The sequence below is a fragment of the Streptomyces nitrosporeus genome (assembly GCF_008704555.1).
GTDB classification, from domain to species: Bacteria; Actinomycetota; Actinomycetes; order Streptomycetales; family Streptomycetaceae; genus Streptomyces; species Streptomyces nitrosporeus.
This window is the reverse complement of sequence record NZ_CP023702.1, coordinates 2,221,359-2,244,723: the sequence shown is the minus strand read 5'-3', so window position 1 is coordinate 2,244,723 and position 23,365 is coordinate 2,221,359. Positions and strand designations below refer to the sequence as shown.

The 23,365-nt window shown below is 73.0% G+C and carries 18 protein-coding genes; 9 read left to right on the top strand and 9 right to left on the bottom strand.

Annotated elements, in window-relative coordinates; all coding sequences use genetic code 11:
• Positions 1 to 296: 296 nt before the first annotated feature.
• Together CP967_RS09640 and CP967_RS09635 are read right to left on the bottom strand one after the other, a co-directional pair.
• Complete coding sequence (locus CP967_RS09640) at positions 297 to 2,162, bottom strand: ABC transporter ATP-binding protein (RefSeq protein ID WP_150487573.1); 1,866 nt, start codon at positions 2,160 to 2,162, stop codon at positions 297 to 299.
• Entirely contained in the window at positions 2,159 to 4,048 is a 1,890-nt protein-coding gene (locus tag CP967_RS09635; RefSeq protein WP_229888190.1) for an ABC transporter ATP-binding protein, read from the bottom strand. Before CP967_RS09635 ends, CP967_RS09640 begins: the two co-directional genes overlap by 4 nt.
• Positions 4,049 to 4,233: 185 nt before the next feature.
• Here CP967_RS09635 and CP967_RS09630 point away from each other — a divergent pair, with 185 nt between their 5' ends.
• The 4 genes from CP967_RS09630 (at position 4,234) to CP967_RS09615 (ending at position 7,977) form a co-directional block, all read left to right on the top strand.
• A complete protein-coding gene (locus CP967_RS09630; protein WP_150487572.1) occupies positions 4,234 to 5,145 on the top strand; it encodes an ABC transporter ATP-binding protein in 912 nt (303 codons plus the stop codon).
• The gene (locus CP967_RS09625) at positions 5,145 to 5,924 is read left to right on the top strand and encodes an ABC transporter permease (protein ID WP_150487571.1); all 780 of its coding nucleotides are present in this window, start codon (positions 5,145 to 5,147) and stop codon (positions 5,922 to 5,924) included. Before CP967_RS09630 ends, CP967_RS09625 begins: the two co-directional genes overlap by 1 nt.
• A 57-nt stretch (positions 5,925 to 5,981) precedes the next feature.
• Positions 5,982 to 7,241 (top strand): sensor histidine kinase, encoded by a 1,260-nt coding sequence (locus tag CP967_RS09620; RefSeq protein ID WP_150487570.1) that lies wholly within the window; start codon positions 5,982 to 5,984, stop codon positions 7,239 to 7,241.
• A gap of 70 nt (positions 7,242 to 7,311) precedes the next feature.
• Entirely contained in the window at positions 7,312 to 7,977 is a 666-nt protein-coding gene (locus CP967_RS09615; protein ID WP_150487569.1) for a response regulator, read from the top strand.
• On the opposite strand, the gene glgX is transcribed toward CP967_RS09615, so the two are convergent.
• Positions 7,953 to 10,124 (bottom strand): glycogen debranching protein GlgX, encoded by a 2,172-nt coding sequence (gene glgX / locus CP967_RS09610; protein ID WP_150487568.1) that lies wholly within the window; start codon positions 10,122 to 10,124, stop codon positions 7,953 to 7,955. The genes CP967_RS09615 and glgX overlap by 25 nt on opposite strands.
• Positions 10,125 to 10,394: 270 nt before the next feature.
• On the opposite strand from glgX, the gene CP967_RS09605 reads away from it, so the two are divergent.
• From CP967_RS09605 to CP967_RS09585, 5 genes are all read left to right on the top strand, one after another.
• The gene (locus tag CP967_RS09605) at positions 10,395 to 11,615 is read left to right on the top strand and encodes a L,D-transpeptidase (protein WP_150487567.1); all 1,221 of its coding nucleotides are present in this window, start codon (positions 10,395 to 10,397) and stop codon (positions 11,613 to 11,615) included.
• Positions 11,616 to 11,804: 189 nt separating this feature from the next.
• Positions 11,805 to 13,061, top strand: coding sequence for a L,D-transpeptidase (locus tag CP967_RS09600; RefSeq protein ID WP_150487566.1), 1,257 nt, complete (start codon positions 11,805 to 11,807; stop codon positions 13,059 to 13,061).
• Positions 13,062 to 13,147: 86 nt separating this feature from the next.
• On the top strand, positions 13,148 to 13,915 hold the full coding sequence (locus CP967_RS09595) for an enoyl-CoA hydratase/isomerase family protein (RefSeq protein WP_150487565.1): 768 nt from the start codon (positions 13,148 to 13,150) through the stop codon (positions 13,913 to 13,915).
• Between the two features lie 270 nt (positions 13,916 to 14,185).
• A complete protein-coding gene (locus CP967_RS09590) occupies positions 14,186 to 14,701 on the top strand; it encodes an ATP-binding protein (RefSeq protein WP_150487564.1) in 516 nt (171 codons plus the stop codon).
• A gap of 480 nt (positions 14,702 to 15,181) precedes the next feature.
• Positions 15,182 to 15,397, top strand: a complete 216-nt coding sequence (locus CP967_RS09585; RefSeq protein ID WP_150487563.1) for an EF-hand domain-containing protein — start codon at positions 15,182 to 15,184, stop codon at positions 15,395 to 15,397.
• Positions 15,398 to 15,443: 46 nt separating this feature from the next.
• Here CP967_RS09585 and CP967_RS09580 read toward each other — a convergent pair whose 3' ends face one another.
• The 6 genes from CP967_RS09580 to CP967_RS09555 form a co-directional block, all read right to left on the bottom strand.
• Positions 15,444 to 17,759 (bottom strand): peptidoglycan recognition protein family protein, encoded by a 2,316-nt coding sequence (locus CP967_RS09580; RefSeq protein ID WP_150487562.1) that lies wholly within the window; start codon positions 17,757 to 17,759, stop codon positions 15,444 to 15,446.
• 202 nt (positions 17,760 to 17,961) lie between these two features.
• The gene (locus CP967_RS09575; RefSeq protein WP_413096707.1) at positions 17,962 to 18,906 is read right to left on the bottom strand and encodes a terpene synthase family protein; all 945 of its coding nucleotides are present in this window, start codon (positions 18,904 to 18,906) and stop codon (positions 17,962 to 17,964) included.
• Positions 18,907 to 19,393: 487 nt separating this feature from the next.
• The gene (locus CP967_RS09570) at positions 19,394 to 19,858 is read right to left on the bottom strand and encodes a GntR family transcriptional regulator (protein WP_150487560.1); all 465 of its coding nucleotides are present in this window, start codon (positions 19,856 to 19,858) and stop codon (positions 19,394 to 19,396) included.
• 45 nt (positions 19,859 to 19,903) lie between these two features.
• Positions 19,904 to 20,872: an ABC transporter permease gene (locus tag CP967_RS09565; protein WP_150487559.1), complete on the bottom strand. Its 969-nt coding sequence runs from the start codon at positions 20,870 to 20,872 to the stop codon at positions 19,904 to 19,906.
• A complete protein-coding gene (locus CP967_RS09560; RefSeq protein WP_150487558.1) occupies positions 20,869 to 21,813 on the bottom strand; it encodes an ABC transporter ATP-binding protein in 945 nt (314 codons plus the stop codon). The genes CP967_RS09565 and CP967_RS09560 overlap by 4 nt, the downstream gene beginning before the upstream one ends.
• Positions 21,814 to 22,022: 209 nt before the next feature.
• Positions 22,023 to 23,231: a wHTH domain-containing protein gene (locus CP967_RS09555; protein ID WP_150487557.1), complete on the bottom strand. Its 1,209-nt coding sequence runs from the start codon at positions 23,229 to 23,231 to the stop codon at positions 22,023 to 22,025.
• Positions 23,232 to 23,365 lie beyond the last annotated feature (134 nt).

The window sequence follows — 23,365 nt, the reverse complement described above, 5'->3', positions numbered from 1 at the left end:
CGGACGGCGCCCGGCCCTGCCCGGTCCGGGGGCCCGGCGCCGTCCGTGCCCGCACCGGCGTACGCGGCCGGGCCGCCCCTCGGGCGTCTTTCGAAAGCCCCGCCTTCCCGGCGGCGTCTGGCACGCACGCTCGCCGCGTTGTCGGGATCACCCCGATACAACCAGTATCGAGGTGACCCTCCGCCTTGCGATCGCACGCACCAGACGCCGCCGGGCCCGCCCTCCGGGCGGACGGCGCTACTTTCGAAACACGCCCTAGCAGGGGCGCCGCCGGGGAGCCGGCGGCACCCGCCGCCTCAGGCCAGACTCTCCCGCCACGCCTGGTGCAGCCCCGCGAAGCGCCCCGTGCCCGCGATGAGTTCGGCCGGGGTGCCGTCCTCCACGATGCGGCCGTGCTCCATCACCAGGACCCGGTCGGCGATCTCGACCGTGGACAGGCGGTGGGCGATGACGACGGCCGTGCGGCCGCGCAGGACCGTGTCCATGGCCTGCTGCACCGCCCGCTCACCGGGGATGTCGAGGGAACTGGTGGCCTCGTCCAGGATGAGGACCGCCGGGTCCGCGAGCAGCGCCCGGGCGAAGGCGACCAGCTGGCGCTGGCCCGCGGAGATCCGGCCGCCGCGTTTGCGGACGTCGGTGTCGTAGCCGTCGGGCAGGCCCGCGATGAAGTCGTGCGCGCCGATCGCCTTCGCCGCGCGTTCGATCTCCTCCGGCGTCGCGTCCGGGCGGCCGATCGCGATGTTCTCGGCCACCGTGCCGGAGAACAGGAACGCCTCCTGGGTCACCATCACCACCCCCCGCCGCAGCTCCGCCACCGGCAGGTCGCGCAGGTCCGTGCCGTCCAGCAGGACCCTGCCCTCGGTCGGGTCGTAGAAGCGGGCCAGCAGCTTGGCCAGCGTCGACTTGCCCGCACCGGTCGAGCCGACCACGGCGACGGTCTGCCCGGCCGGCAGCGTCAGGCCGAAGCGCGGCAGGACCTCGCCGCCCGTACGGTACGCGAAGCGCACCTGGTCGAACGTGACCTCGCGGCCGGGCAGTTCGCCGGCCCGGGCGGGCAGCTCCTTCGGGGCGGCCGGTTCCGGGACCGACGGGACCTGTGCCAGCAGCCCCGCGATCTTCTCCAGCGAGGCCGCGGCCGACTGGTAGGAGTTGAGGAACATCGCGAGCCGGTCGATCGGGTCGTACAGCCGCCGCAGATAGAGCACCGCCGCCGCGAGCACCCCGAGTTCCAGCGTGCCGGACGCCACGCGGTACGCCCCCCACAGCACCATCGCGGCCACCGCCGTGTTGGCGACGAGCCGCGACCCGACGACGTACCGGGCCATCTCCAGGAGGGCGTCGCCGTTGCGCCGCTCGTGCTGGTGGTTGAGGACCGCGAAGGCCGCGTCGTTGGCCCGCTCGCGGCGGAAGGCCTGGACCGGGCGGATCCCGTTCATCGTCTCGGCGAACTTCACGATCAGGGAGGCGACGGCCGTGGAACGCGCGGAGTAGGCCTTCGCCGCCCGGCGCCGGTAGGCGCGCACCAGGAGGTACAGGGGGACGAACGAGGCCACCGCGATCGAACCGATGCCCAGGTCCAGCCAGAGCAGCATCAGCGAGATCGTCACGAACGACAGGACCACGCCGATGAGTTCCTGAAGACCCTCGCTCAGCAGCTCGCGCAGGGACTCCACGTCGGTGGTGGAACGGGAGATCAGCCGGCCGGAGGTGTACCGCTCGTGGAAGTCCACGCTGAGCGCCTGGGCGTGGCGGAAGATCCGGCCGCGCAGATCGAGCAGCACGTCCTGGTTGATCCGGGCCGCCGCCCGGATGAAGACGTACTGGAACAGGCCCGCCCCGGCCGCGCACACCGCGTACCCCACGCCCACCGCGACCAGCGGGCCGTAGTCGCGGTCCCGGAACGCGGGCACACCGCTGTCGATGGCGTACGCCACCAGCAGCGGCCCCGCCTGCACGGCGGCCTGCTGGAGCAGCAGCACCAGGGATGCCACCACCACCCGGGCGCGCAGCGGGCCGAGCAGCGAGAGCAGCAGCGACCAGGTCGCTCCGGGCGGGGTGGGGAGATCGTCCTGGTCGAAGGGGTCCGTGGTGCCCGGCGGCGGTGACGCGTCGCCGGGCAGGTCCTCGTCGGCCAGGGCGGGGCCGTCCGCGGTGGTGGTCATCGGGTGCTGCCCTCCTCGGCAGTGGGGGTACCGGTGCCCGCCGGGGCGGCGGCACCTGCGGGGGCGCTCCGCGCGCCCGACATCAGCCAGGCGTACTCGGGGCGGGTGCGCAGCAGTTCCTGATGGGTGCCGACCGCGGCGATCCGGCCCCCGGACAGCAGGGCCACCCGGTCGGCCAGCATCACCGTCGACGGCCGGTGGGCGACGACCAGGGCCGTGGTGTCCTCCAGCACCCGCCGCAGCGCCGCCTCCACCAGCGCCTCCGTGTGCACGTCCAGCGCGGAGAGCGGATCGTCGAGTACCAGGAAACGGGGCCCGCCCACGACGGCACGCGCCAGGGCGAGCCGCTGCCGCTGGCCGCCCGACAGGCTCAGGCCCTGCTCGCCGACCTGGGTGCCGGTCCCGTCCGGCAGCGCGTCCACGAAGTCCGCCTGGGCGACGGACAGCGCCCGGCGCAGCTCCTGCTCGCTCGCGCCCTCCGCGCCCATCAGCACGTTCTCGCCGACGGTCGCCGAGAAGAGCGTCGGCTCCTCGAACGCCACCGACACCAGCTCGCGCAGCCTGGCCCGGTCCATGGACGCGATGTCCTCACCGTCCAGCAGGATGCGGCCCCCGGTGACCTCGTGCAGCCGGGGCACCAGCGCGGTCAGCGTCGTCTTGCCGGAACCGGTCGCGCCCACCAGGGCCATCGTCTCGCCGGGGCGGACGCGCAGATCGATCCGGGACAGGACGGGTGCGGAGCCGGGGGCGGCGTCCGGGTAGCGGAACTCGACCCCCTCGAAGACCAGTCCCTCCTCCCGCCCGCCGCCGGGCCGGGGGGCCTTTGCGCCACCCGCGGGCCCCGGGCGCTCCGCAGGCTCCGGGGGCCCCGGGTGCTCCGAGGGTTCCGCGTGCTCCTCGGCGACGTCCATGACCTCGAAGTAGCGGTCGGCGGCCGTCGCCGACTCCTGGCTCATCGCCAGCAGGAAGCCGATCGACTCCACCGGCCAGCGCAGCGCCAGCGCCGTCGACAGGAACGCCACCAGCGTCCCCGCCGACAGGTCGCCGTCCGCCACCTGGACGGTGCCCAGCACCAGCGCGGCACCGATGGCCAGTTCGGGGATGGAGGTGATCAGCGCCCAGATCCCGGCCAGCAGCCGGGCCTTGGCCAGCTCCGTCCCCCGCAGCCGTCCCGTCAGCGCCCGGAAGGCCCGCGCCTGGCTGCGGTGCCGGCCGAACCCCTTGACGACGCGGATGCCCAGCACGCTCTCCTCGACGACCGTCGTCAGGTCACCGACCTGGTCCTGCGCCTTCCGCGCCACCAGCGAGTACTTCGACTCGAAGACGGAGCACAGCACCATCAACGGCACCGCGGGCACCAGCAGTACCAGCCCCAGCGACCACTCCTGGGCGAACAGGATGACGAAACCGACCAGGATCGTCGTGGCGTTGACCAGCAGGAAGGTCAGCGGGAACGCCAGGAACATCCGCAGCAGCATCAGGTCCGTCGTCCCGCGTGAGAGCAGCTGCCCGGACGGCCAGCGGTCGTGGAACGCCACCGGGAGGCGCTGGAGATGGCGGTAGAGGTCCGCGCGCATCGCTGCCTCGACCCCGGCCAGCGGGCGCGCCACCAGCCACCTCCGGAGCCCGAAGAGCGCCGCTTCGACGATGCCCAGCAGCAGCAGGTACAGCGCGCCCAGCCACACCCCGCCCGGGTCCCGGTCCGCGACGGGCCCGTCCACCATCCACTTCAGGACCAGCGGGATCACCAGGCCGAGACAGGAGGCGAGCACCGCGACGAGGGCGGCGCAGAACCACCGTGCGCGCACCGGCCGGACATAGGGCCACAGACGCAGAAGGGAGCGCACGGCGGACCGTTCCGTGGGCTCTGCAAGTTTTTCGGGCATCAGGACCGAGCCTATGGTTCACCACTGACATCCCTCACGTGGTTTTCCGGACGGCCACCGGCGCAGCACCGGCCGGGGCACCGCCGGGTCAGCTGTTCGACGGCGCCCATCAGCCGATCGGATGATGCGGCTTCGAGCGGGTCGGCGGATGCCGCCCGCGGCCGTCCGGCGGAACCCTTGCGGGTATGCCAATCATCGAAGTGAACGGGATCCGCAAGGCCTACCGCGGGCGCCTTGCCGTCGACGGGGTGGGCTTCACCGTCGAGGAGGGGGAGATCTTCGGGATCCTCGGACCCAACGGGGCCGGCAAGACCACCACCGTCGAATGCGTCGAGGGCCTGCGCGTCCCCGACGCCGGCACCGTACGGGTCGCCGGACTCGACCCGGTCGCCGACCGGCACGAGGTCACCCGGCTGCTCGGCACCCAGCTCCAGGAGAGCGGGCTCCAGCCCAAACTGACCGTCCGCGAGGCCCTGGAGCTCTACAGCGCCTTCTACCCGCACCCCGCCGACTGGCGGGTGCTCGCCGGACGCCTCGGGCTGGAGGACCACCTCGGGCAGCGTTTCGCCAAGCTGTCCGGCGGCCAGAAGCAGCGGCTGTTCATCGCGCTCGCCCTCGTCGGCAACCCCCGGGTGGTCGTCCTGGACGAACTGACCACCGGACTCGACCCCCGCGCCCGCCGCGACACCTGGCGGCTCATCGAGGAGGTGCGGGACAGCGGGGTGACCGTCGTCCTGGTCACCCACTTCATGGAGGAGGCCCAGTACCTCTGCGACCGGATCGCCGTCATCGACAAGGGCCGGCTCATCGCCCTCGACACCCCGGCCGGGATCGCCGGCCGTTCCGCCGGCTCCACCGTCGTCTCCTTCACCCCCTCGAAGCCGCTCCCCGACCCCCGCGCCCTCGGCCGGCTGCCCGGCGCGGTGTCCGTCTCCACCGACGGACGCGACGGCCGGATCACCGTCCACGGCACCGACGAGACCGCCGACGCGGTCATCTCGCTGCTGGCCGGCCTCGGCATCACCGCCAGCCGGCTGCGGGTGCTGGACACCAGCCTCGACGACGCCTTCCTCGACCTCACGGAGCAGGACGCCTGATGCCCACGACCACGACCGCGGCTCCGGCCGCCCCGGCGCCCCGCCCGCTCGGCGCCGTCCTCACGACCGAGACCCGCCTCTTCCTGCGCGAACCCGGCAGCCTCTTCTGGATCCTGGTCTTCCCGGCCGTCCTCCTGACGATCCTCGGCCTGGTCCCGTCCTTCCGGGAGGCCGACGACGGCCTCGGCGGACGCAGGGTCGTCGACATCTACGTCCCCGTGGCCGTCCTGCTCGCCATGATCATGGCCGGCCTCCAGGCCATGCCGCCCGTCCTCACCGGCTACCGCGAACGCGGCATCCTGCGCCGTATGTCGGCCACCCCCGTCCGGCCCTCCGCCCTCCTCCTCGCCCAGATCACCCTGCACGGGGCCGCCGCGCTGGGCTCCGCCGTCCTCGTCATGGCCGTCGGACGGGCGGGCTTCGGCGTCCGCCTGCCGGAGCAGCTCCCCGGATACGCCCTGTCGCTCCTCCTCGCCGTCGCCTGCGTCCTCGCGCTCGGCGCCGCCGTCTGCGCCCTGGCCCCGACGACGAAGGCCGCGACGGCCGTCGGCTCGGTCGCGTACCTGCTGATGATGTTCACCGCCGGGGTCTGGGTGCCCGTTCAGGTCATGCCCGGACTGCTGCGCACCGTCGTCGAGTTCACCCCCTTCGGGGCCGCGTCCCAGGCACTCGACCAGGCCGCTTCCGGAAGCTGGCCCGGCTGGACGCACCTCGCCGTCATGGCGGTGTGGACCGCCGTGCTCGGAGCCCTGTCGGCCCGGCTCTTCCGCTGGGAGTGACCGGGCGCCGCCGACGGGGGGAGACTGGGCCGGTACGGAACCGAGGGGGAGGGCGCCATGAGCGGCGGGACGACGGTCGAGCAGCGCTGGGAGCAGTTCTACCGGTACGGCCCCTGGACCCTCCTGGCCATCGCCGTCCTGATGGCCGCCCTGTCGTCCCGGCTGATCGGCATGACGGCCGGCGAGGTGCGCGCCGCCGGCGGCCTGGTCGTCGCGGCCTCGGCCCTCCAGCTCTGGTGGGACCGGACCAGGCCGGGGACCGGGCCGCACGCCCCCGCCGCGACGGTCTACTACGTGCTGCGGACGGTGGCCGCCTTCGCGCTGTGCTGGAGCAACCCGTTCTTCTCCATCTACGCCATCATCGGCTACTTCGACGTCGGCAGCCTGCTGCCGAAACGGTTCGCCCGCGCCGGACTGCTCTGCACCGCCGTCACCATGGCCGGCGCCCAGTCCGGCAGCGGCATGCCGCCCGCCTCGCTCACCAACTGGGGGGCCTTCGGGGCCCTCTTCGTCCTGCACGCCTCGCTCGCCCTCCTCTTCGGCAACCTGGGCGACCGCGAGGCCGAGAAGACCAGGCGCCAGACCGAGACCATCGGCGAACTGGAACGCGCCAACACCCGGCTGGAACAGGCCCTCGCCGAGAACGCCGCCCTGCACGCCCAGCTCCTCCTCCAGGCCCGCGAGGCCGGGGTCGCCGACGAACGGCGCAGGCTGGCCGCCGAGATCCACGACACGCTCGCCCAGGGACTGGCCGGGATCATCGCCCAGCTCCAGGCGGCCGCCTCCACCGGCGGCGGCGACCCCGCCCTGGCCCGCCGCCACCTCGACAGCGCCGCCGCACTCGCCCGGCACAGCCTCGGCGAGGCCCGGCGCTCCGTGCACAACCTGGTCCCCGCGGCCCTGGAGGAGGACGACCTGCCGGGGGCGCTGGAGAAGACGGTCACCGGCTGGGCCGAACGGCACGGTGTACGCGCGGACTTCACCGTCACCGGCACGGCCGAGCCGCTGCACGACGAGGTGGGCGCCACCCTCCTGCGCATCGCCGAGGAGTCCCTGGCCAACGCGGCCCGCCACGCCGGGGCCACCCGTGCCGGGGTCACCCTCTCCTACATGGGCGACGAGATCACCCTGGACGTCCGGGACGACGGCCGCGGCTTCGACCCCGCCGCCCTTCCGCCGTACAGCGGCGCCGGAGGCTTCGGGCTCGGCGGGATGCGGGCGCGGGCCGAACGGATCGCGGGCACGGTCACCGTGGAGTCCGAACCGGGCCTGGGCACCGCGGTGTCGGCGAGGGTCCCCCTGGTCCGGCCGGCCTGACGGGCCGGCGCGGGACAGCGGCGGCTCCCCCTGGCCCGGTGCGTCCGGCGGGCAGTACGGTGGCTGCGACATGACCGATGCCGCCCCCACCCCAGGTCCCGCCCGCCCCATCACCCTCGTCCTCGTCGACGACCACCCCGTCGTCCGGGACGGTCTGCGCGGGATGTTCACCTCCGCGCCCGGTTTCCGGGTGCTCGGCGAGGCCGCCGACGGGGTCGCCGCCGTCGGACTCGTCCTGGAACTGGACCCCGACGTCGTCCTGATGGACCTGCGGATGCCCGGCGGCGGGGGAGTGGCGGCCATCGCCGAACTCACCCGCCGGGGAGCCCGGTCCCGGGTGCTCGTCCTGACCACGTACGACACCGACTCCGACACGCTCCCCGCGATCGAGGCGGGCGCCACCGGCTACCTCCTCAAGGACGCGCCCCGCGACGAGCTGTTCACCGCGGTACGCGCCGCGGCCGAGGGCCGCACCGTGCTCTCCCCGGCCGTCGCCTCACGGCTGGTGACCCGGGTGCGGACCCCGGCCGGGCCGGCGGGCGAGGCGCTGTCCGCACGCGAGCGCGAGGTGCTCGCCCTCGTCGCCCGGGGCACCTCCAACCGCGAGATCGCCGCCGTACTGTTCATCAGTGAGGCGACGGTGAAGACCCACCTCACCCATGTCTTCGCCAAACTGGGCGCCAAGGACCGGGCCGCGGCCGTCGCCGTCGGCTACGAACGCGGCATCCTGGGCTGATCCCGTCCGCCGGACCCCGGCGGCGACGGCTCCCGCACCCGCAGCAGCAGCACCGTGCGCCCCGGCACCCTCAGCACCGACTCCGCCCGGTGCACCGTCCCCGGAGCCTCGGCCTGCTCCTCCGACGCGGTGTCCAGCACCAGTTCGTAGGCCGCCGCCCACGGCGCCCCCGGCAGCCGGACGTCGCACGGCTCGTGCCCGGCGTGCAGGACCGCCAGGAAGCTGTCGTCGGTGACCTGCCCGCCGGTGGCGTCCCGGCCGGGGATGTCGCGCCCGGAGAGGTACAGCGCCAGGGTGGCCGCCGGGGCGTACCAGTCGGCCTCGGTCATCTCCGTGCCCCGCGCGGTGAACCAGGCCAGGTCCCGCAGCCCGTCCGGGGCCTGCGGCGTCCCCGCGAAGAACGCCCGGCGGCGCAGCACCGGGTGGGCGTGGCGCAGGGCCAGCAGCCGTGAGGTCAGCTCCGTCAGCCGGCGCCACCGGGGCTGCTCCAGCAGGGACCAGTCCAGCCAGCCGGTCTCGTTGTCCTGGCAGTAGGCGTTGTTGTTGCCGCCCTGGGTCCGCCCCATCTCGTCGCCCGCCACCAGCATCGGCACACCGGTCGACAGCAGGAGCGTGGTGAGGAGGTTGCGCAGCTGCCGCAGGCGCAGCGCGCCGACGTCCGGGTCGTCGCTCTCGCCCTCCGCCCCGCAGTTCCAGGAGCGGTTGTCCTCCGTACCGTCGCGGTTGTCCTCACCGTTGGCCTCGTTGTGCTTGTGGCCGTAACTGACCAGGTCGCGCAGGGTGAAACCGTCGTGCGCGGTCACGAAGTTGACGGAGGCGTAGGGCCGCCGCCCGCCCCAGGCGTAGAGGTCGCTCGACCCGGTGAGCCGGTAGCCGAGATCGCGTACGTCGGGCAGCGCGCCCCGCCAGAAGTCGCGCACCGCGTCCCGGTAGCGGTCGTTCCACTCGGCCCACAGCGGGGGGAAGGCCCCCACCTGGTAGCCGCCGTCGCCGACGTCCCAGGGCTCGGCGATCAGCTTGACCCGGCGCAGCACCGGGTCCTGGGCGATCACCGCGAGGAACGGGGAGAGCATGTCGACGTCGTGCATCGAGCGGGCCAGCGCCGCCGCCAGGTCGAAGCGGAAGCCGTCGACGCCCATCTCGGTGACCCAGTAGCGCAGCGAGTCCGTGATCAGCCGCAGCACCTGCGGCCGCACCACGTGCAGGGTGTTGCCGCAGCCGGTGTAGTCCGCGTATCGGCGGGCGTCCGGCGCCAGGCGGTAGTAGCCGCGGTTGTCGACGCCGCGCAGGGACAGCGTCGGCCCGAGCTCGCCCGCCTCCGCCGTGTGGTTGTAGACCACGTCGAGGATCACCTCGATCCCCGCCCCGTGCAGCGCGCGCACCATCTGCTTGAACTCGCCGACCTGCCCGCCGGCCGTGCCGCTCGCGGCGTAGGCGGCGTGCGGGGCGAAGTAGCCGATGGAGTTGTAGCCCCAGTAGTTGCGCAGGCCCCGCCGCAGCAGGTGGTCCTCGTGCGCGAACTGGTGCACCGGGAGCAGTTCGACGGCCGTCACCCCGAGCCGCCGCAGATGGCCGAGGGCGGCGGGGTGGGCGAGCCCGGCGTAGGTGCCGCGCAGCCGGGGCGGGATGTCCGGGTGGAGCCTGGTGAAACCGCGTACGTGCAGCTCGTAGATGACCGTGTCCGCCCAGGGCGTCTTGGGCCTGCGGTCGTCCGCCCAGTCGTCGTCGTCATGGACGACGACCCCCTTCGGGACGTACGGCGCGGAGTCGCGGTCGTCGCGGACGGTGTCGGCGACGTGCTGGTCCGGCCAGTCCCGTACGTGGCCGTACACCTCGGGCGGCAGCGTGAAGTCGCCGTCCACGGCACGGGCGTACGGGTCGAGGAGGAGCTTCGCCGCGTTCCAGCGGGCACCGGTCCAGGGGTCCCAGCGGCCGTGCACCCGGTAGCCGTAGCGCTGCCCGGGGCGCACCCCGGGGACGAAGCCGTGCCAGATCTCATGGGTCAGCTCGGTCAGCGGGAGCCGGGTCTCCCGGCCCCCGGCGTCGAAGAGGCAGAGCACGACGGACTCGGCGCCGGCCGCCCACAGGGCGAAGTTCGTCCCCGCCCCGCCGTCCGGGCCCGTACGGTAGCGGGCCCCCAGCGGCATCGGGGCACCCGGCCATACGGGTGGCCGGTCCGGCTCCGGCCGCGGTGCCGTTCCGCGCGCCGCCGCCCTGCCCGCCGTGCGCGGCGGTTCCTCCCGCCCGGCTGTGCTCGACACGTCTCGGCCTCCTGCGACTCGTCGGGCGCGCCACCCGCGGGAAGGGCGCGCGGCGCCCGCGCCACGGCCCTTCCCGGTGGTGTCCTCCCCCCTGTTCTGCCCACGGCGCGGCCCGCGCTCACGTTTCCCCCGGGCGTGACCGTCGTTGGGCGGGGCGTGAACCACGAAGCGAAGAGAGCACGGACGGGTTCGGCCTCCGTGCTGACATGGGCAGGACTGTTCACCGTGCTGGCCCTGCTGGCGGGCTGCACCGAGGCGGCGACGCTCTTCGGGGACGACCGGGGCCCCGCGGACACCATCCGCGTCGTACCCAGGGACGGTGCCGAGAACGTGGACGCGGACAGCCGTGTCGAGGTGAGCGTCCCCGACGGGCGGCTGGAACGGGTCAGGGTGACACGGATCGAGGACGCGGAGCAGCGGGAGGTGGAGGGCCGGATCGCGGACGACGGCAGGTCGTGGAGACCCCACGGAGGGGTGCACCGGCTCGCGCTCGCCGGGAAGTACCGCGTCGAGGCCGTCGCGGTCGACGGCGACGGCGAACGGTCGGCCCGCAGCACCACGTTCAGGACCGCGGTCCCCGAGGACCGGTTCATCGGGTACTTCAAGCCGGAGAACCGGTCGACGGTCGGCACCGGGATGATCGTCTCCTTCGACTTCAGCCGGCCGGTGGAGAACCGCGCCGCGGTGGAGAAGGCGATCCGGATCACCGCGGAACCCGAGGTCGAGGTGGCCGGCCACTGGTTCGGGGCCTCCCGGCTGGACTTCCGGCCCGCCCGGTACTGGAGGCCGGGCACCGAGGTCACCGTCGACATCGGGCTGCGCGACGTGGAGGGCGCGCCCGGGGTGTTCGGCAGCCAGCGGAAGAAGGTGGTGTTCACCGTCGGCAGGGAGCAGGTCTCCGTGGTGGACGTCCGGGCCCACACCATGGAGGTCCGGCGCGACGGCCGGGTCCTCGGCACGGTGCCCGTCACCGCGGGCGCCGAGAGGACCACCACGTACAACGGCAAGATGGTGGTCTCCGAGATGCACGAGGTGACCCGGATGAACGGTGACACCGTCGGCTTCGGCGGCGAGTACGACATCAAGGACGTCCCGCACGCCATCAGGCTGACCAAGTCGGGCACCTTCCTGCACGGCAACTACTGGGAGCCGTCCGCGGTCTTCGGCGCCCGGAACACCAGCCACGGCTGCATCGGGCTGCGCGACGAGAAGGGCGGGAATTCCAGGACCCCCGCCGGATGGTTCTTCGAGCGGACCCTCGTCGGCGACGTGGTGGAGATCGTCAACTCCACGGACACCACGGTCGCGCCGGACAACGGGCTCGGCGGCTGGAACCTCGGGTGGGCGCGGTGGAAGGAGGGTTCGGCACTGCGCTGACCGGTCGCTGACCTGCGCGGGCCCCGGGACCGCCCGGGGCCCGGCCGGGACGGGTTGGGACACAACGGTGACACTCCCGGGGAGGGCGACCCGGCGTCCGGTGTGATTGTCTTTTCGCGAGCGTGCATGTGCAGCGCGCGGGGGTGCGGGCCATGGCGGGGCCAGGCCGTGCGAGGGGAGACGACCACAGTGAACGGGCTGCCGATATCGGGGGCATCGGCCGGGGCGGACAAGGGGCGGAGGGGGCGCGGGGCCCAGGGCCTCATGGCGCTGGTACTCGGCGCGCTGCTCCTGCTGGTGACGGCGTGCGGGGGGAGCGGCGCGGCCGCGGACAAGGGCGAGGACGGCAAGGGGACCGGTGGCGGGGGCGCCGACACCGCCGCCTCGCAGGCGGTGGTGACCATCGCGCCGAAGGACGGCGCCGACGACGTGGCGACCAGCGGGGCCCTGAAGGTCACCGCCGCCCAGGGCAAGCTGAGCACCGTCGAGGTCGCCGACCCCAAGGGCAACGAGGTCGAGGGCAAGATCGCCGCGGACGGGCTGAGCTGGGTGCCCGACCGGCACCTGGCCGCCGCGACCAGGTACACGGTGCACGCGGTCGCGAAGGACGCCGAGGGCCGCCAGTCGGCGAAGGACACCACCTTCACGACGCTGGTCCCGCAGAACACCTTCATCGGGCACTACACCCCCGAGGACGGTTCCACGGTCGGCGTCGGCATGCCGGTGTCGATCAACTTCACCCGGGGCATCACCGACCCGGAGGCCGTGGAGAAGGCGATCCGGGTGACGGCCGAGCCGGCCGTGGAGATCGAGCCCCACTGGTTCGGCAACGACCGCCTCGACTTCCGCCCCGAGAAGTACTGGGCCGCGGGCACGAAGGTGACCCTGCGCCTGGACCTGGACGGGGTGGAGGGACGGCCGGGCGTCTACGGCAAGCAGGCCAAGACGGTGAAGTTCACCATCGGCCGCAGCCAGGTCTCCACCGTCGACGCGCGCTCGCACCGGATGACGGTGGTCCGGGACGGCGAGCAGATCAAGGACATCCCGATCTCGGCGGGCGCACCGTCCACGACCACGTACAACGGGCAGATGGTCATCAGCGAGAAGCTCAAGGTGACCCGGATGAACGGTGACACCGTCGGCTTCGGCGGCGAGTACGACATCAAGGACGTGCCGCACGCGATGCGCCTGTCCACCTCGGGCACCTTCATCCACGGCAACTACTGGGGCGCCTCCGGCATCTTCGGCTCGACCAACACCAGCCACGGCTGTGTCGGTCTGCGGGACGTGCGCGGAGCCTGGGACAAGACGACCCCCGCCGCCTGGTTCTTCGACAACTCGCTGATCGGCGACGTCGTGGTGGTCAAGAACTCCGAGGACAAGGTGATCCAGCCGGAGAACGGCCTCAACGGCTGGAACATGGACTGGTCGGAGTGGACCGCCTGATCACGCCCCTCCCGGGGACGGCGGGGCCCGGTGCTGTGACCGACGGCACCGGGCCCCGCCGCGTTAGCGGCGGTTAACCTGCCTCCATGACCGTAACCCTCGAAGTACGTGACCACGTCGGCACGATCCGGCTGGACCGCCCGCCGATGAACGCCCTCGACACCGGCGTCCAGGACCGGCTGCGCGAACTCGCCGCCGAGGCGTCCCGGCGCGACGACGTGCGGGCCGTGATCCTCTACGGCGGCGAGAAGGTGTTCGCGGCGGGCGCGGACATCAAGGAGATGCAGGTGATGGACCACGCGGCCATGGTCGGGCGGTCCAAGGACCTTCAGGACGCCTTCACCGCCGTGGCCCGCATCCCCAAGCCCGTGGTGGCCGCCGTCACCGGGTACGCGCTCGGCGGCGGCTGCGAACTCGCCCTCTGCGCCGACTTCAGGATCGCCGCCGACAACGCGAAGCTGGGGCAGCCGGAGATCCTGCTGGGCCTGATCCCCGGGGCCGGCGGCACCCAGCGCCTGGCCCGGCTCGTCGGCCCGGCCAAGGCCAAGGACCTGATCTTCACGGGCCGTCAGGTGAAGGCCGAGGAGGCGCTGGCGATCGGCCTGGTCGACCGGGTGGTGCCCGCCGCCGAGGTCTACGGGCAGGCACTCGCCTGGGCCTCCCGGCTCGCCAAGGGGCCCGCGCTGGCCCTGCGGGCCGCCAAGGAGGCCGTGGACGCCGGGCTGGAGACGGACATCGACACCGGGCTCACCATCGAACGGACCTGGTTCGCCGGGCTGTTCGCGACCGAGGACCGCGAGCGGGGGATGCGCAGCTTCGTGGAGGAGGGGCCGGGCAAGGCCACCTTCCTCTGACGGCCCCGCGGCGGACCTGCCGCGGGCACGTGGGGTACACAGGGACGTGCGTTCATCCCTGCGGGCGGATTGACGGGACCTCGGGGCAGTCTCGGGGTCCCGTGCGCACGCCGCCCCCAGGGTGCTCCGGCCGGCTCGTATCACCGCAGGTCGAGACCGGTTTCCGGGCGTCCTCTCTGCCCCTGGCATATGTCAGGAACCTTGCGCGGGACTCTCCGTCCCGGACGGGGGATTCCCCGGGAACGGCCACGGAGCGCGTTCGCTGCGGCCATGATGGTGGGCATGGCGGGCCTGGAGGGTGTGGAGCAGCCGCGACCGCGCAGCAGTGCGGCGGCGGCACGCTGGATGACAGCCGCGGAAGACGAACTGGCGTTCAAGGCGCTGGAGTTGTTCGGGAATCCGACGGAGGGCGAGGTGCGGCTGCCCTCGCGGCCGGAGTCCGCGGCCACCGCGCGGCGGATCACCACCTGCGTGATGCTGCGCCAGTGGAACCTCCCGCCGCAGACCGTCGAGTACGGCGAGCTGCTGGTCTCCGAGCTCGTCGGCAACGCGGTGCGGCACACCGGGGCACGGGTCTTCGGGCTGCGGATGCTGCGGCGCCGGGGCTGGATCCGGATCGAGGTGCGCGACCCCTCGCGCGGGCTGCCGTGCCTGATGCCCGTGAGGGCCATGGACGTCAGCGGGCGCGGGCTCTTCCTGGTGGACAAGCTCTCCGACCGGTGGGGCGTCGATCTCTTACCCCGCGGCAAGACGACCTGGTTCGAGATGCGCATCCTGGACCGCTGAGCGGCCCCACCCCCCTCCCGCCCGACCGCGCGGGCGCTCCGCATGCCCGCGCGGGGCCGTGGCGCCCCGCCCGGGAAACCAGAAGCCCCCGGTCTGCCGGGGTGCGGCTTGCGGGGGCTTCTGCGGGGGGCCGTGGAATGGGGGGTGTGTCCACGGCCGCTCATGGGACCTGGCTCGGGTCGGAGGAGGTCGTGTCACCGACTATGGCAGATACCCGACGGCGGTTCCAAAACGGCATAACGGGCGGTTTGGTCAAATAAGGTGCAACGGGCTTGTGAAATGCAGGTGTGATGGGTCACTGGCCTGGAATTGCCTGCATAGGTATGAGCTTGTCCGGTTGATTCATCGGTGATCTTTTCCGTGCTGTCACCCTGCGCGCCCGGTGGCTCGCCCGCTGGATCCGGCGGAGCCGCCGCCGGTTAACCTGACCTCCGTCAACAAGCCGAACCAGCGGAACACGCTGGACAGAGGGGTGGAACAGTGGCGGACATCGAGTCGGCACGCAAGGCTTTCGAGCGCTTCGACCAGAACGGCGACGGCCGGATAACGGCGGCCGAGTACAAGAGCGCGATGGCGCAGCTCGGCGATCCCTACGTCACGGAGACCGTGGCCCAGGCGGTCATCAACGCGCACGACGGCAACGGCGACGGCGAGCTCACCTTCGACGAGTTCTGGGCCTCGCAGAACAAGGCCTGACCGGCGCCGGCCCGGTGATCCCGGGCCGGCACCGCGAGCGGCCCGGCTACTTGAGGTAGACCAGGCCGTCGGTCGTGAGGGTCGGCCGTCCCTTCGTGCCGACCACCACGATCTTGACCGTGTGCTTGGCTGAGCTCGCCCAGGTCTTCGTCCAGACCGCCTGCCGGTAGGCGGTCTTGGAGGACTTCAGGTCCACCGTGGCCGCCTTCACACCGTCGACGTAGACGTACGCCTGGCCCGAGGACGCGGCCCGGGACACCACCCAGGAGGCCGAGCGGCCGGTGAACGTCCAGGTCAGGGACGCCTTCTTGGTCGCGCTCGAATACGACTTGCCGCCGAGGTAGCTGGAGGAGGTCCTCGTCGTCCAGGTCCCGCTCCTCTTCGCCGCGGACTCCTGGAGGATGACCGGCGTCCCCGTGACCGAGGCGGATCCGGCGTTGCCCGCGCGGTCGTAGGCCGTCATCTTCCAGGCCGTGGCCGTACCGGGCCTGGCCGTGTGCGAGGCGCTGGTGACGGTGGGCCCGTACGTCTTCGCCACCGGGGCGGTCAGCCGCACGTCCTTGAGGAGCACCGCGTCGGCGGCCTTCCACTTCAGGGTGAGCGGGACGGCCTTCGTGTTCACCGTGCCGGTGCGCAGGGCGAGGTAGGGCTTGGTGGAGAAGACCGGCGCGGTGCGGTCGGCGACGACGGTGGCCGCCGCCGACACCGAGGTCCTGCCCGACAGATGGGTGGCGCGCACCTGGACCTTGTGGCTGCCCGCGGCGAGCGTGGCCTTGGCGGAGGCGACGGTGCCCTTGACGGTGGCGACGGACTTCCCGTCGACCAGCAGGTCGTAGGACTTGACGAAGGCGGACGGCGTGGAGGCGGACCAGCCGACGGTGATGCCGGCCTTGGTGTAGTACGCCGAGCCCGACAGGGCGGCTCCCGACACCGACGTGACCTTGAGCCCCGCCACGGGACCGGCCGCGTATCCGCGGATCACCGGGAGCTGGGCGTAGAGCTTGCCCCCGGGGCACTGGGTGTTGAAGCCGTCGCGGTGCCCGGAGATCTGCTGGAAGGTGTAGGCCGTGCCGGCGGTGAACTTCTTGCCGGAGTAGTTCGTCCCGGCGGCCCCCGCGACCAGGGTGGTGGTGCCCGCCGGGTTGCCGCCGTACTGGCCCAGCTTCCACGCGGCGACCCGGGCGACCGCGGCCGTCGCGGGGCTCGCCGCCGAGGTGTCCGTGTACATGCCGATGACGGCGATGCCCGTGGTCTCACGGTTGAAGCCGTAGGTGTGCGCGCCCTGGACCGCGCGGTCCACGCCGCCCTTGCGGCCCTCGAAGACGGTGCCGCACTTGTCGACCAGGAAGTTGTAGCCGAGGTCCTTCCACCCGTTGGACTTCACGTGGAAGGCGTGCAGGCCCCGCACGATCGCCGGGGAGTCCGCGCAGGAGTAGGAGTTGGTCTGCGCGGTGTGGTGGACGAAGACGGCCTTGACCTTGGCCATGTAGTCCGGGGACTCGTCGTTGAGGGACTCGTCGGCGTTCCAGCCGGCCCGGGAGACGATCGGCGGCTGGGGCATCGTCGACGGCGGCGCGGGGGACACCGTCGCGCTCGGTGCGGTGGACGGGGCCCCGGTGGACGCCGAGGCCGAGGGGGACGCCGTGGTGGGCTCCGCGCTCGGCTCCGCGGACGGGGGCGGCGGGTCCGACGTCACCGTGGGGGAGGGCTGTTCGCCCGCCGGGCCGGTGGGGGTGTCCTCCGGTTCGGCGGAGGGCTCCGTGCCGGAGCCGTCGGCCGGCGGGACGGGCGGCTCCTGGGACGGCTCGTCGGTGGCGTCGGCGGCATCGACGGCGTAGGCGGCGGGTTCGGGCGCGGTGCCCGTGGTGCGGCCGGGGTCCACGGTGTCCAGCCGCAGTCCCTCCGGAAGCCCGGCCGAGGTGCCGTCCGCCGTGGACACCCGGACCTCCACACCGTCGGACGGGCCGACCCAGCGGGGCTCGGTGCTGCCGCGGACCCCGGACTGCCCGGCTTCCGTACGGCCGTCGATCTCGGTGTCCAGGGGCAGCCAGGCCGTCCAGTCGCCCGTCGCGGAGGACCGCGTACGGGCCTCGACGGTGCCCGTCACCCGGGCCGAGGGATCGGTCCAGGTGACGCCCAGCATGCTGAACGGCTTGCTGTCCCGCTGCGCCAGGGAGGCGGACGTCCCGTCACCGGACACCTTCAGCGCCGAGGCGTGCACGTCCACGTCGGCCGGGACGGACGCGGCACGCGCGTCCTCCGGCATACCGGAGGTGCCGGTCACCCCCTCGAACACCAGGACGCCCGCCACGGCCGTCGTGGCAACGGCGGCCGTGGCCCATATTCTTCGCTTCACTCGCACGTGATCCCCGAGGATGACGACCGCCGCAGCGGTGGTTCAACAGATGTCACGGCCGGCTCCGCGACCGTTTCTTCACACGATGGTCGCGGATTCCGCCGATGATGTCCCCACCTTAGGGAACCAACCTGGTCACGATCCGCGGGGCCCGGGGATCCGTCACGATCCCCGGGCCCCGGGAACGGCGCGGGGCGCCGTTCGCGTGTCAGGCGGCGAAGTGGCGGGAGAGCGTCTCCCGCCCCTCCGGCTCCGTCAGGTCGGGACGGGTATAGCGTTCCGCGCGCGCGTGGTAGTCGAAGTCGCCGCGCACCAGGCCCCGGTAATCACGTACGCAGCGCTCCAGGGCCTCCCGTACCGGGCCCTCGATGCCCGCGGCCGCGATCTCCCCGATCAGCTCCCCCTCGGCCCGCCGGACCCGCTCGGCGATCCGCGCGAGCTGCACCCCGGCCTCGTCCACCGCCTCCTGGAGGGTGGAGCCGCGGTCCCGCTGGATGAGCCGGACCGCGTTGTGCTCGTACCCGAGGAGGGCCTCCTTCTCGAACGAGCAGATGTCGTTGCACAGGCCGGAGTGGTCCGTCACCGCGGTGCGCAGCGCGATGTACGCGGGCAGGCTGCGGGCGTACTCCGGGAGGTCGATCCCGGCGGTGATCTCGTGCAGGTCCAGGAAGGGCTGCATCGCGACGGAGTCCCGGCGGTGCAGCGTGAACTCGGCCCGGCTGGGGACCTTTCCCGCGGCGCGCTCCACGGTCTCCGCGTAGTACGTCCAGAGCCAGGCGACGGTGTCGCGGCGGAACTGCCGGACCCAGTCGGGGGACCGGCCCGGACAGGTGCGCTCCCGCAACTCCACGAGCGCGTGCTCCATGGGGACCTGGGGCCCGGCGCCGTCCAGGACGTCCACCAGCCGGGCGATCGCCCTCCCGCACACCCGGGGGTCGCGGCCCGCGGGCCCGTCGTCGAATTCGTCGTCCACCAGGAACGCCCAGAACAGCCATTGGCAGAAGAGGTCGAGGTGCTGCTGGGAAGCGCCGGGGAAAATGAGTGAGATCCAGAGTTCGGGCCGGGTCCGGAGCATCTTCTTCCGCGCCGCGGGGGAGAGGGAGAGGCCGTTCTCCTCCGCCCACCGCCAGGCCGCCGACTTGGTCGCTTCCATACCCGGGTTGCACCCGGCACTACGGAACGGCATGTGAAACGCCGGTAAGGCAATGTGGCTCATTGGTGCCCCTCGTCGAGTCGATACGGTGAAGGCCGGCCGGGGTGCCGGCCGGCACGACGCGCCGGACCCCGCCCGCCGCCGGGCCCCCCACGGGGGACGCGGTGGCAGAGGCCAAAGGGTCACCGTACGAGGTGAGATGGCCCACGGCGCCCCCTTTCTCCTCTCGGGGCGGACGTGTCCGAACAGGCCGGCCGGCCGTACGGCCTCGGTCACGTCACCTCGCGTCACGGGCAGTCAACCCCTTGTGGGGAGTTGATGGAAGCCATACGTGACCGAAAACGAGTGATCGCTGCGAAAAACTGCTCATCCATGAGTGTGTTGTGGCGCGTGTCGTAGGTGGACCGGCCGGCCTCGGGGCAGCGCCCCGGGCCGGCCGGCGGTCATGGCGACGGTGCGCTCCGGTCCGCCGGCGCGCGCGCCCCGGTCAGCCGGTTCCGGCCGCGGTCCCGGCCGCGGTCCCGGCCCCGGGCGAGGCCGCGGTTTCGGTTCCGGTTCCGGTTCCGGTGGTGAACACGGTCTCGAAGGAGGCGCGGAACAGCTCCCGTACCTCCGCGGCGCCGAGACCCTCGGCCCGCGCCTGGTGCAGCCATTCGTTCAGTGAGGAGCGCAACGGCCACTCGGGGTCCGAACCCGGCTCCGCCAGGGACCGGGTGATGAACGTCCCCGCCCCTTGACGCACCTCGGCCAGCCCCGCGCGCTCCAGCTCGCGGTAGGCCTTGAGCGTCGTGTTGGGGTTGACCTTGGTGGCGGCGGCGACCTGGGCGGCCGTGGGCAGCCGGTCACCTTCCACCAGGGCGCCCATCCGCAGGGCCTGTTCGACCTGCCGGACGATCTGGAGGTAGGTCGCCACCCCGCTGCGCCGGTCGATGCGGAACACGACCACCTGCATCACCTTCCGCTCGGTTGACGGTATTTTACGAGGCGGGGCGGCCGGTCAGAGCGCACGCCGCGGCGCCTGCCACACGACGAACGCCGTGAGCAGCGCGGTTCCCGCCAGCAGGACGGCGGCACCGGTCCACTGCATGGCCGCCATCTGGTCGTAACCGAGGTACTCGACGACGTTGTCGACGATGCCCTTGTCCGCGATGCACGCGGCCTGCGCCTTCTCCGTGTACTCGGCACAGGAGCCCCAGCCGAACAGCTGCCCGTCGGCGTTCGCCACCCAGCGGTCCAGTTCGTACGACTCGGAGAGACGGGCGGGCAGTTCGCCCTCCAGCGGATAGACGAAGGTGCGGGACGGCGCCAGATGCGTCCTGACCATGCCCCAGGCGGTCTCCACCGCCACCGCGAAGAGGAACGTGACCAGCATCGAGGGCAGGACCCGGCGCACGAGCACCCCGATGGTCACACCGGCCGCGGTCAGGAAGAGCGCGAGCGCGGGAAGCACCGGGCCGGTGTTGTCGAACACCGAACCCTCCAGCCAGGTGTACGAGAGCACCGAACGGTAGGGCTCCCACCACCAGGTGTGGACCGCGGAGATCACCGCGCAGACGACCAGGGTGGCGGTGAGGCACCAGCCCAGTTTGGCGGCCAGCCAGCGCCGGCGGGACACGGACTGGGTGCTGACGAGCCTGGCGGTGCCCTGCTCGCTGTCGGCGGCGATCAGCGGGGCACCGAGGAACACCGCCAGTACGACGGGCAGCGCGCCGAGCAGCATCATGAGGAGGTCGTACTGGTCGCCGGTGACCGGCGTCGGTGCCGGCCGCTCGGGCCAGCCGGCCGCGTCGAGCACCTCGACCAACTGCCCGCGCTGGTAGCCGATCCAGAGCGGAACGGCCACCGTGACACCCAGCAGGCACAGCCAGGTGGCCCGGTGCTGGCGCCATATCAGCCAGGTCAGTCCGCGTACCGCCCTCCGGGGGGCGGTACGTCCGGCGGGCGTCCCGGTCAGGGTGGTGCTCATACGGTCGTGGCCCCCTCGGCCTCGGTGCGGGCGCCGGGTGTGTACAGCGCGGGTACGTCCGGCGAGCGGAGATGGGCGAGCAGCACTTCCTCCAGGCTGGGCTCGGACACCTGCCAGCCGCCGCCGAGCGGGCCGTCGGTCCGCACCATCGCCTGGAACTGCCGCCCCTGGATCCGGCTCTCGACGACCGTGTGGCCGAGGAGGGCGGCCGGCAGCGCGCCGTTCTCGGCGACCCCGGTCACCATCCGGTGGGCGGGGACCAGCGCGTCCGCGTCCCCGGCCATCCGGACCCGGCCCTGGGAGAGGACCAGCAGGTAGTCGCACATGTCCTCCAGTTCGGTGAGCATGTGCGAGGACATCACCACGGTCGTGCCGCGCTCCACGGCCTCCGCCATCAGCAGGGTGCTCATCTCGTCCCGGGCCAGCGGGTCCAGATCGGACATCGGCTCGTCCAGCAGCAGCAGGTCCGGCCGCTTGCCGAAGGCGAGCGCGAAGGCGACCCGGGTCCGCTGCCCGCCGGAGAGCGTGCCGGTCCTGGCCTCCATCGGTATGCCGCCCGCGCAGACGATCCGCTCCGCCGCGGCCATGTCCCAGCCCGGGTTGAGCTCGGCGCCCATCCGCAGGGACTCGGCGACGGTGAACCGCTTGAACAGGGGCTTGTCCTGCGCGAGGAAGGCGTATCTCGGCATCGTCGCCGGGTCGCTCACCGGGACCCCGAACGCCCGCAGTTCGCCCTCCGTCGGGACGACCTGGCGGGTGGCCATGCCCAGCAGGGTGCTCTTCCCGGCGCCGTTCGGCCCGACCAGGCCGCAGATCCTGCCGGCCGGCAGCCGGAAGGAGCAGTCCCGCAGTGCCCAGCCCCGGCGGTACCGCTTGCCCAGGCCGCGTGCCTCCAGGGCCCAGGCGGCCCCGGAGGCGGCCGGCGTGTTCGTCTCAGCCACGCGCTCTCCCTCGATTCCATTAGTCAATTAATGGAATCATGGTTAGGAGGGGAGTGCGTGTCAAACCGGTGCCTCCGGGAACGGGCCGGCCCCGGCGCACACGCGGTGCTCCGGGGCCGGAGGAGAGGACGGACGGGCGGGGAGAGGGAGGGGCGAGGATGCCGGGAGGGGCGGCGGCACCGTGCGGGGCGGGGTGCGCGGGCCCGGGGTCAGCCGCGCAGCACCGCCTTCTCCCGCGGGTACTCCACCGCGTCGGACACCCGGTGCCCGAGGGCCCTCAGGCGCTCGGCGACCTCAGCCGGGCTCCGCCCCGTCAGCCCCGCGCTGCGCAGCACGTGTTCGGGCAGGAACTCGTCCTTGTAGGAGCGGTCGGTGGTGGCGAGCAGGGCGACATCCCGCTCGTCGGCTTTCCCGGGCAGGCGCGCCGACTCGTGCAGCCAGTGGCCGAAACCGGCCAGCCGGGCGACGGTCTCCGCCGGACTCAGCCCCGTCGCGAGGGAGGCGCGCAGCACGTGCTCCAGCCGCAGGCCGACGACGGTGTTCACCGGCAGCCAGGGCGCGTGGCCGTCGAGGTTCCGGCTGAGCAGGACGAAGTCCTCCGGCCCGGGGGCGTCCGGGAGTTCCGCCTCCGGTGCGGCACAGCCGAGCTCCCGGAGCCGGGCCGCGATCTCCCCGGGGCGGCGTCCCGTCTCCCGCGCGACGGCGAGGACGTGCCCGGGGGCGGAGGCCGTGCGGGAGGGGTGGTGCCCGTCGTGGGCGTCCACGGTGTGCCCGAGGAGGAGGTCGTCCGAGGGATCCGGTACGTACGGCAGCCGGATGCCGAGCGCGAGCAGGCGCCGGGCCGCGGTGTACGGGCTGCACCTCAGCTCGGCCGCCGTGCTCAGGACGTGGGCCGGGTGCGCCGTGTCGCCCTGTTCCAGCCACTCGCCGTCCCCCCTCGTGCCCGTGCGGATGAGCAGGACGTCCCTGGGGCCGGGCGTTTCGGGCAGCGGCGGGTGGTCCGGCCGGTAGCGGTAGCCCAGGGCGGTCAGCCGGCGGGCGATCTCGGCGGGGCCGCGGTTCTCGCGTACGGCCGACGCGACCGTCTGCCGCAGCGACACCGGTTCCGTCACGTCCAGCCAGGTGGAGCTGTACGAGGTCACCGTCTTCAGCAGTGCGGCGTCCTCGGGGGAGACCGCTGCCGGCAGCGGGCCCTCGCACCGCTGTACGTTCTCGTACCCGAGGTCCGTCAGCCGCGCCGCGACGGTTTCGGGGCTCCGGCCCAGTTCCGCGGAGGCCGCCAGCAGATGGCCGTAGGGCACCGGCACGGCAGGATCCAGCCAGGGGTAGTGGCCGTTCAGGTTCCTGCTGGCGAGGCGCAGGTCGTCCGGGTCGTGGGGCCCGGGCGCGAAGTGTTCGGGGGCGGGGGCCAGGGGCATCGGGGTGGCCTTTCGGTGGAGGTCGGTGCGGGCCGGGGCGGGACGGCGCGGGCGGCGGCCGGCCGGGGACGGCGCGGGGCGCGGTCGGCCGGGGACGGCGCGGGGGCGCGGCCGGCCGGGGACGGCGCGGGGGA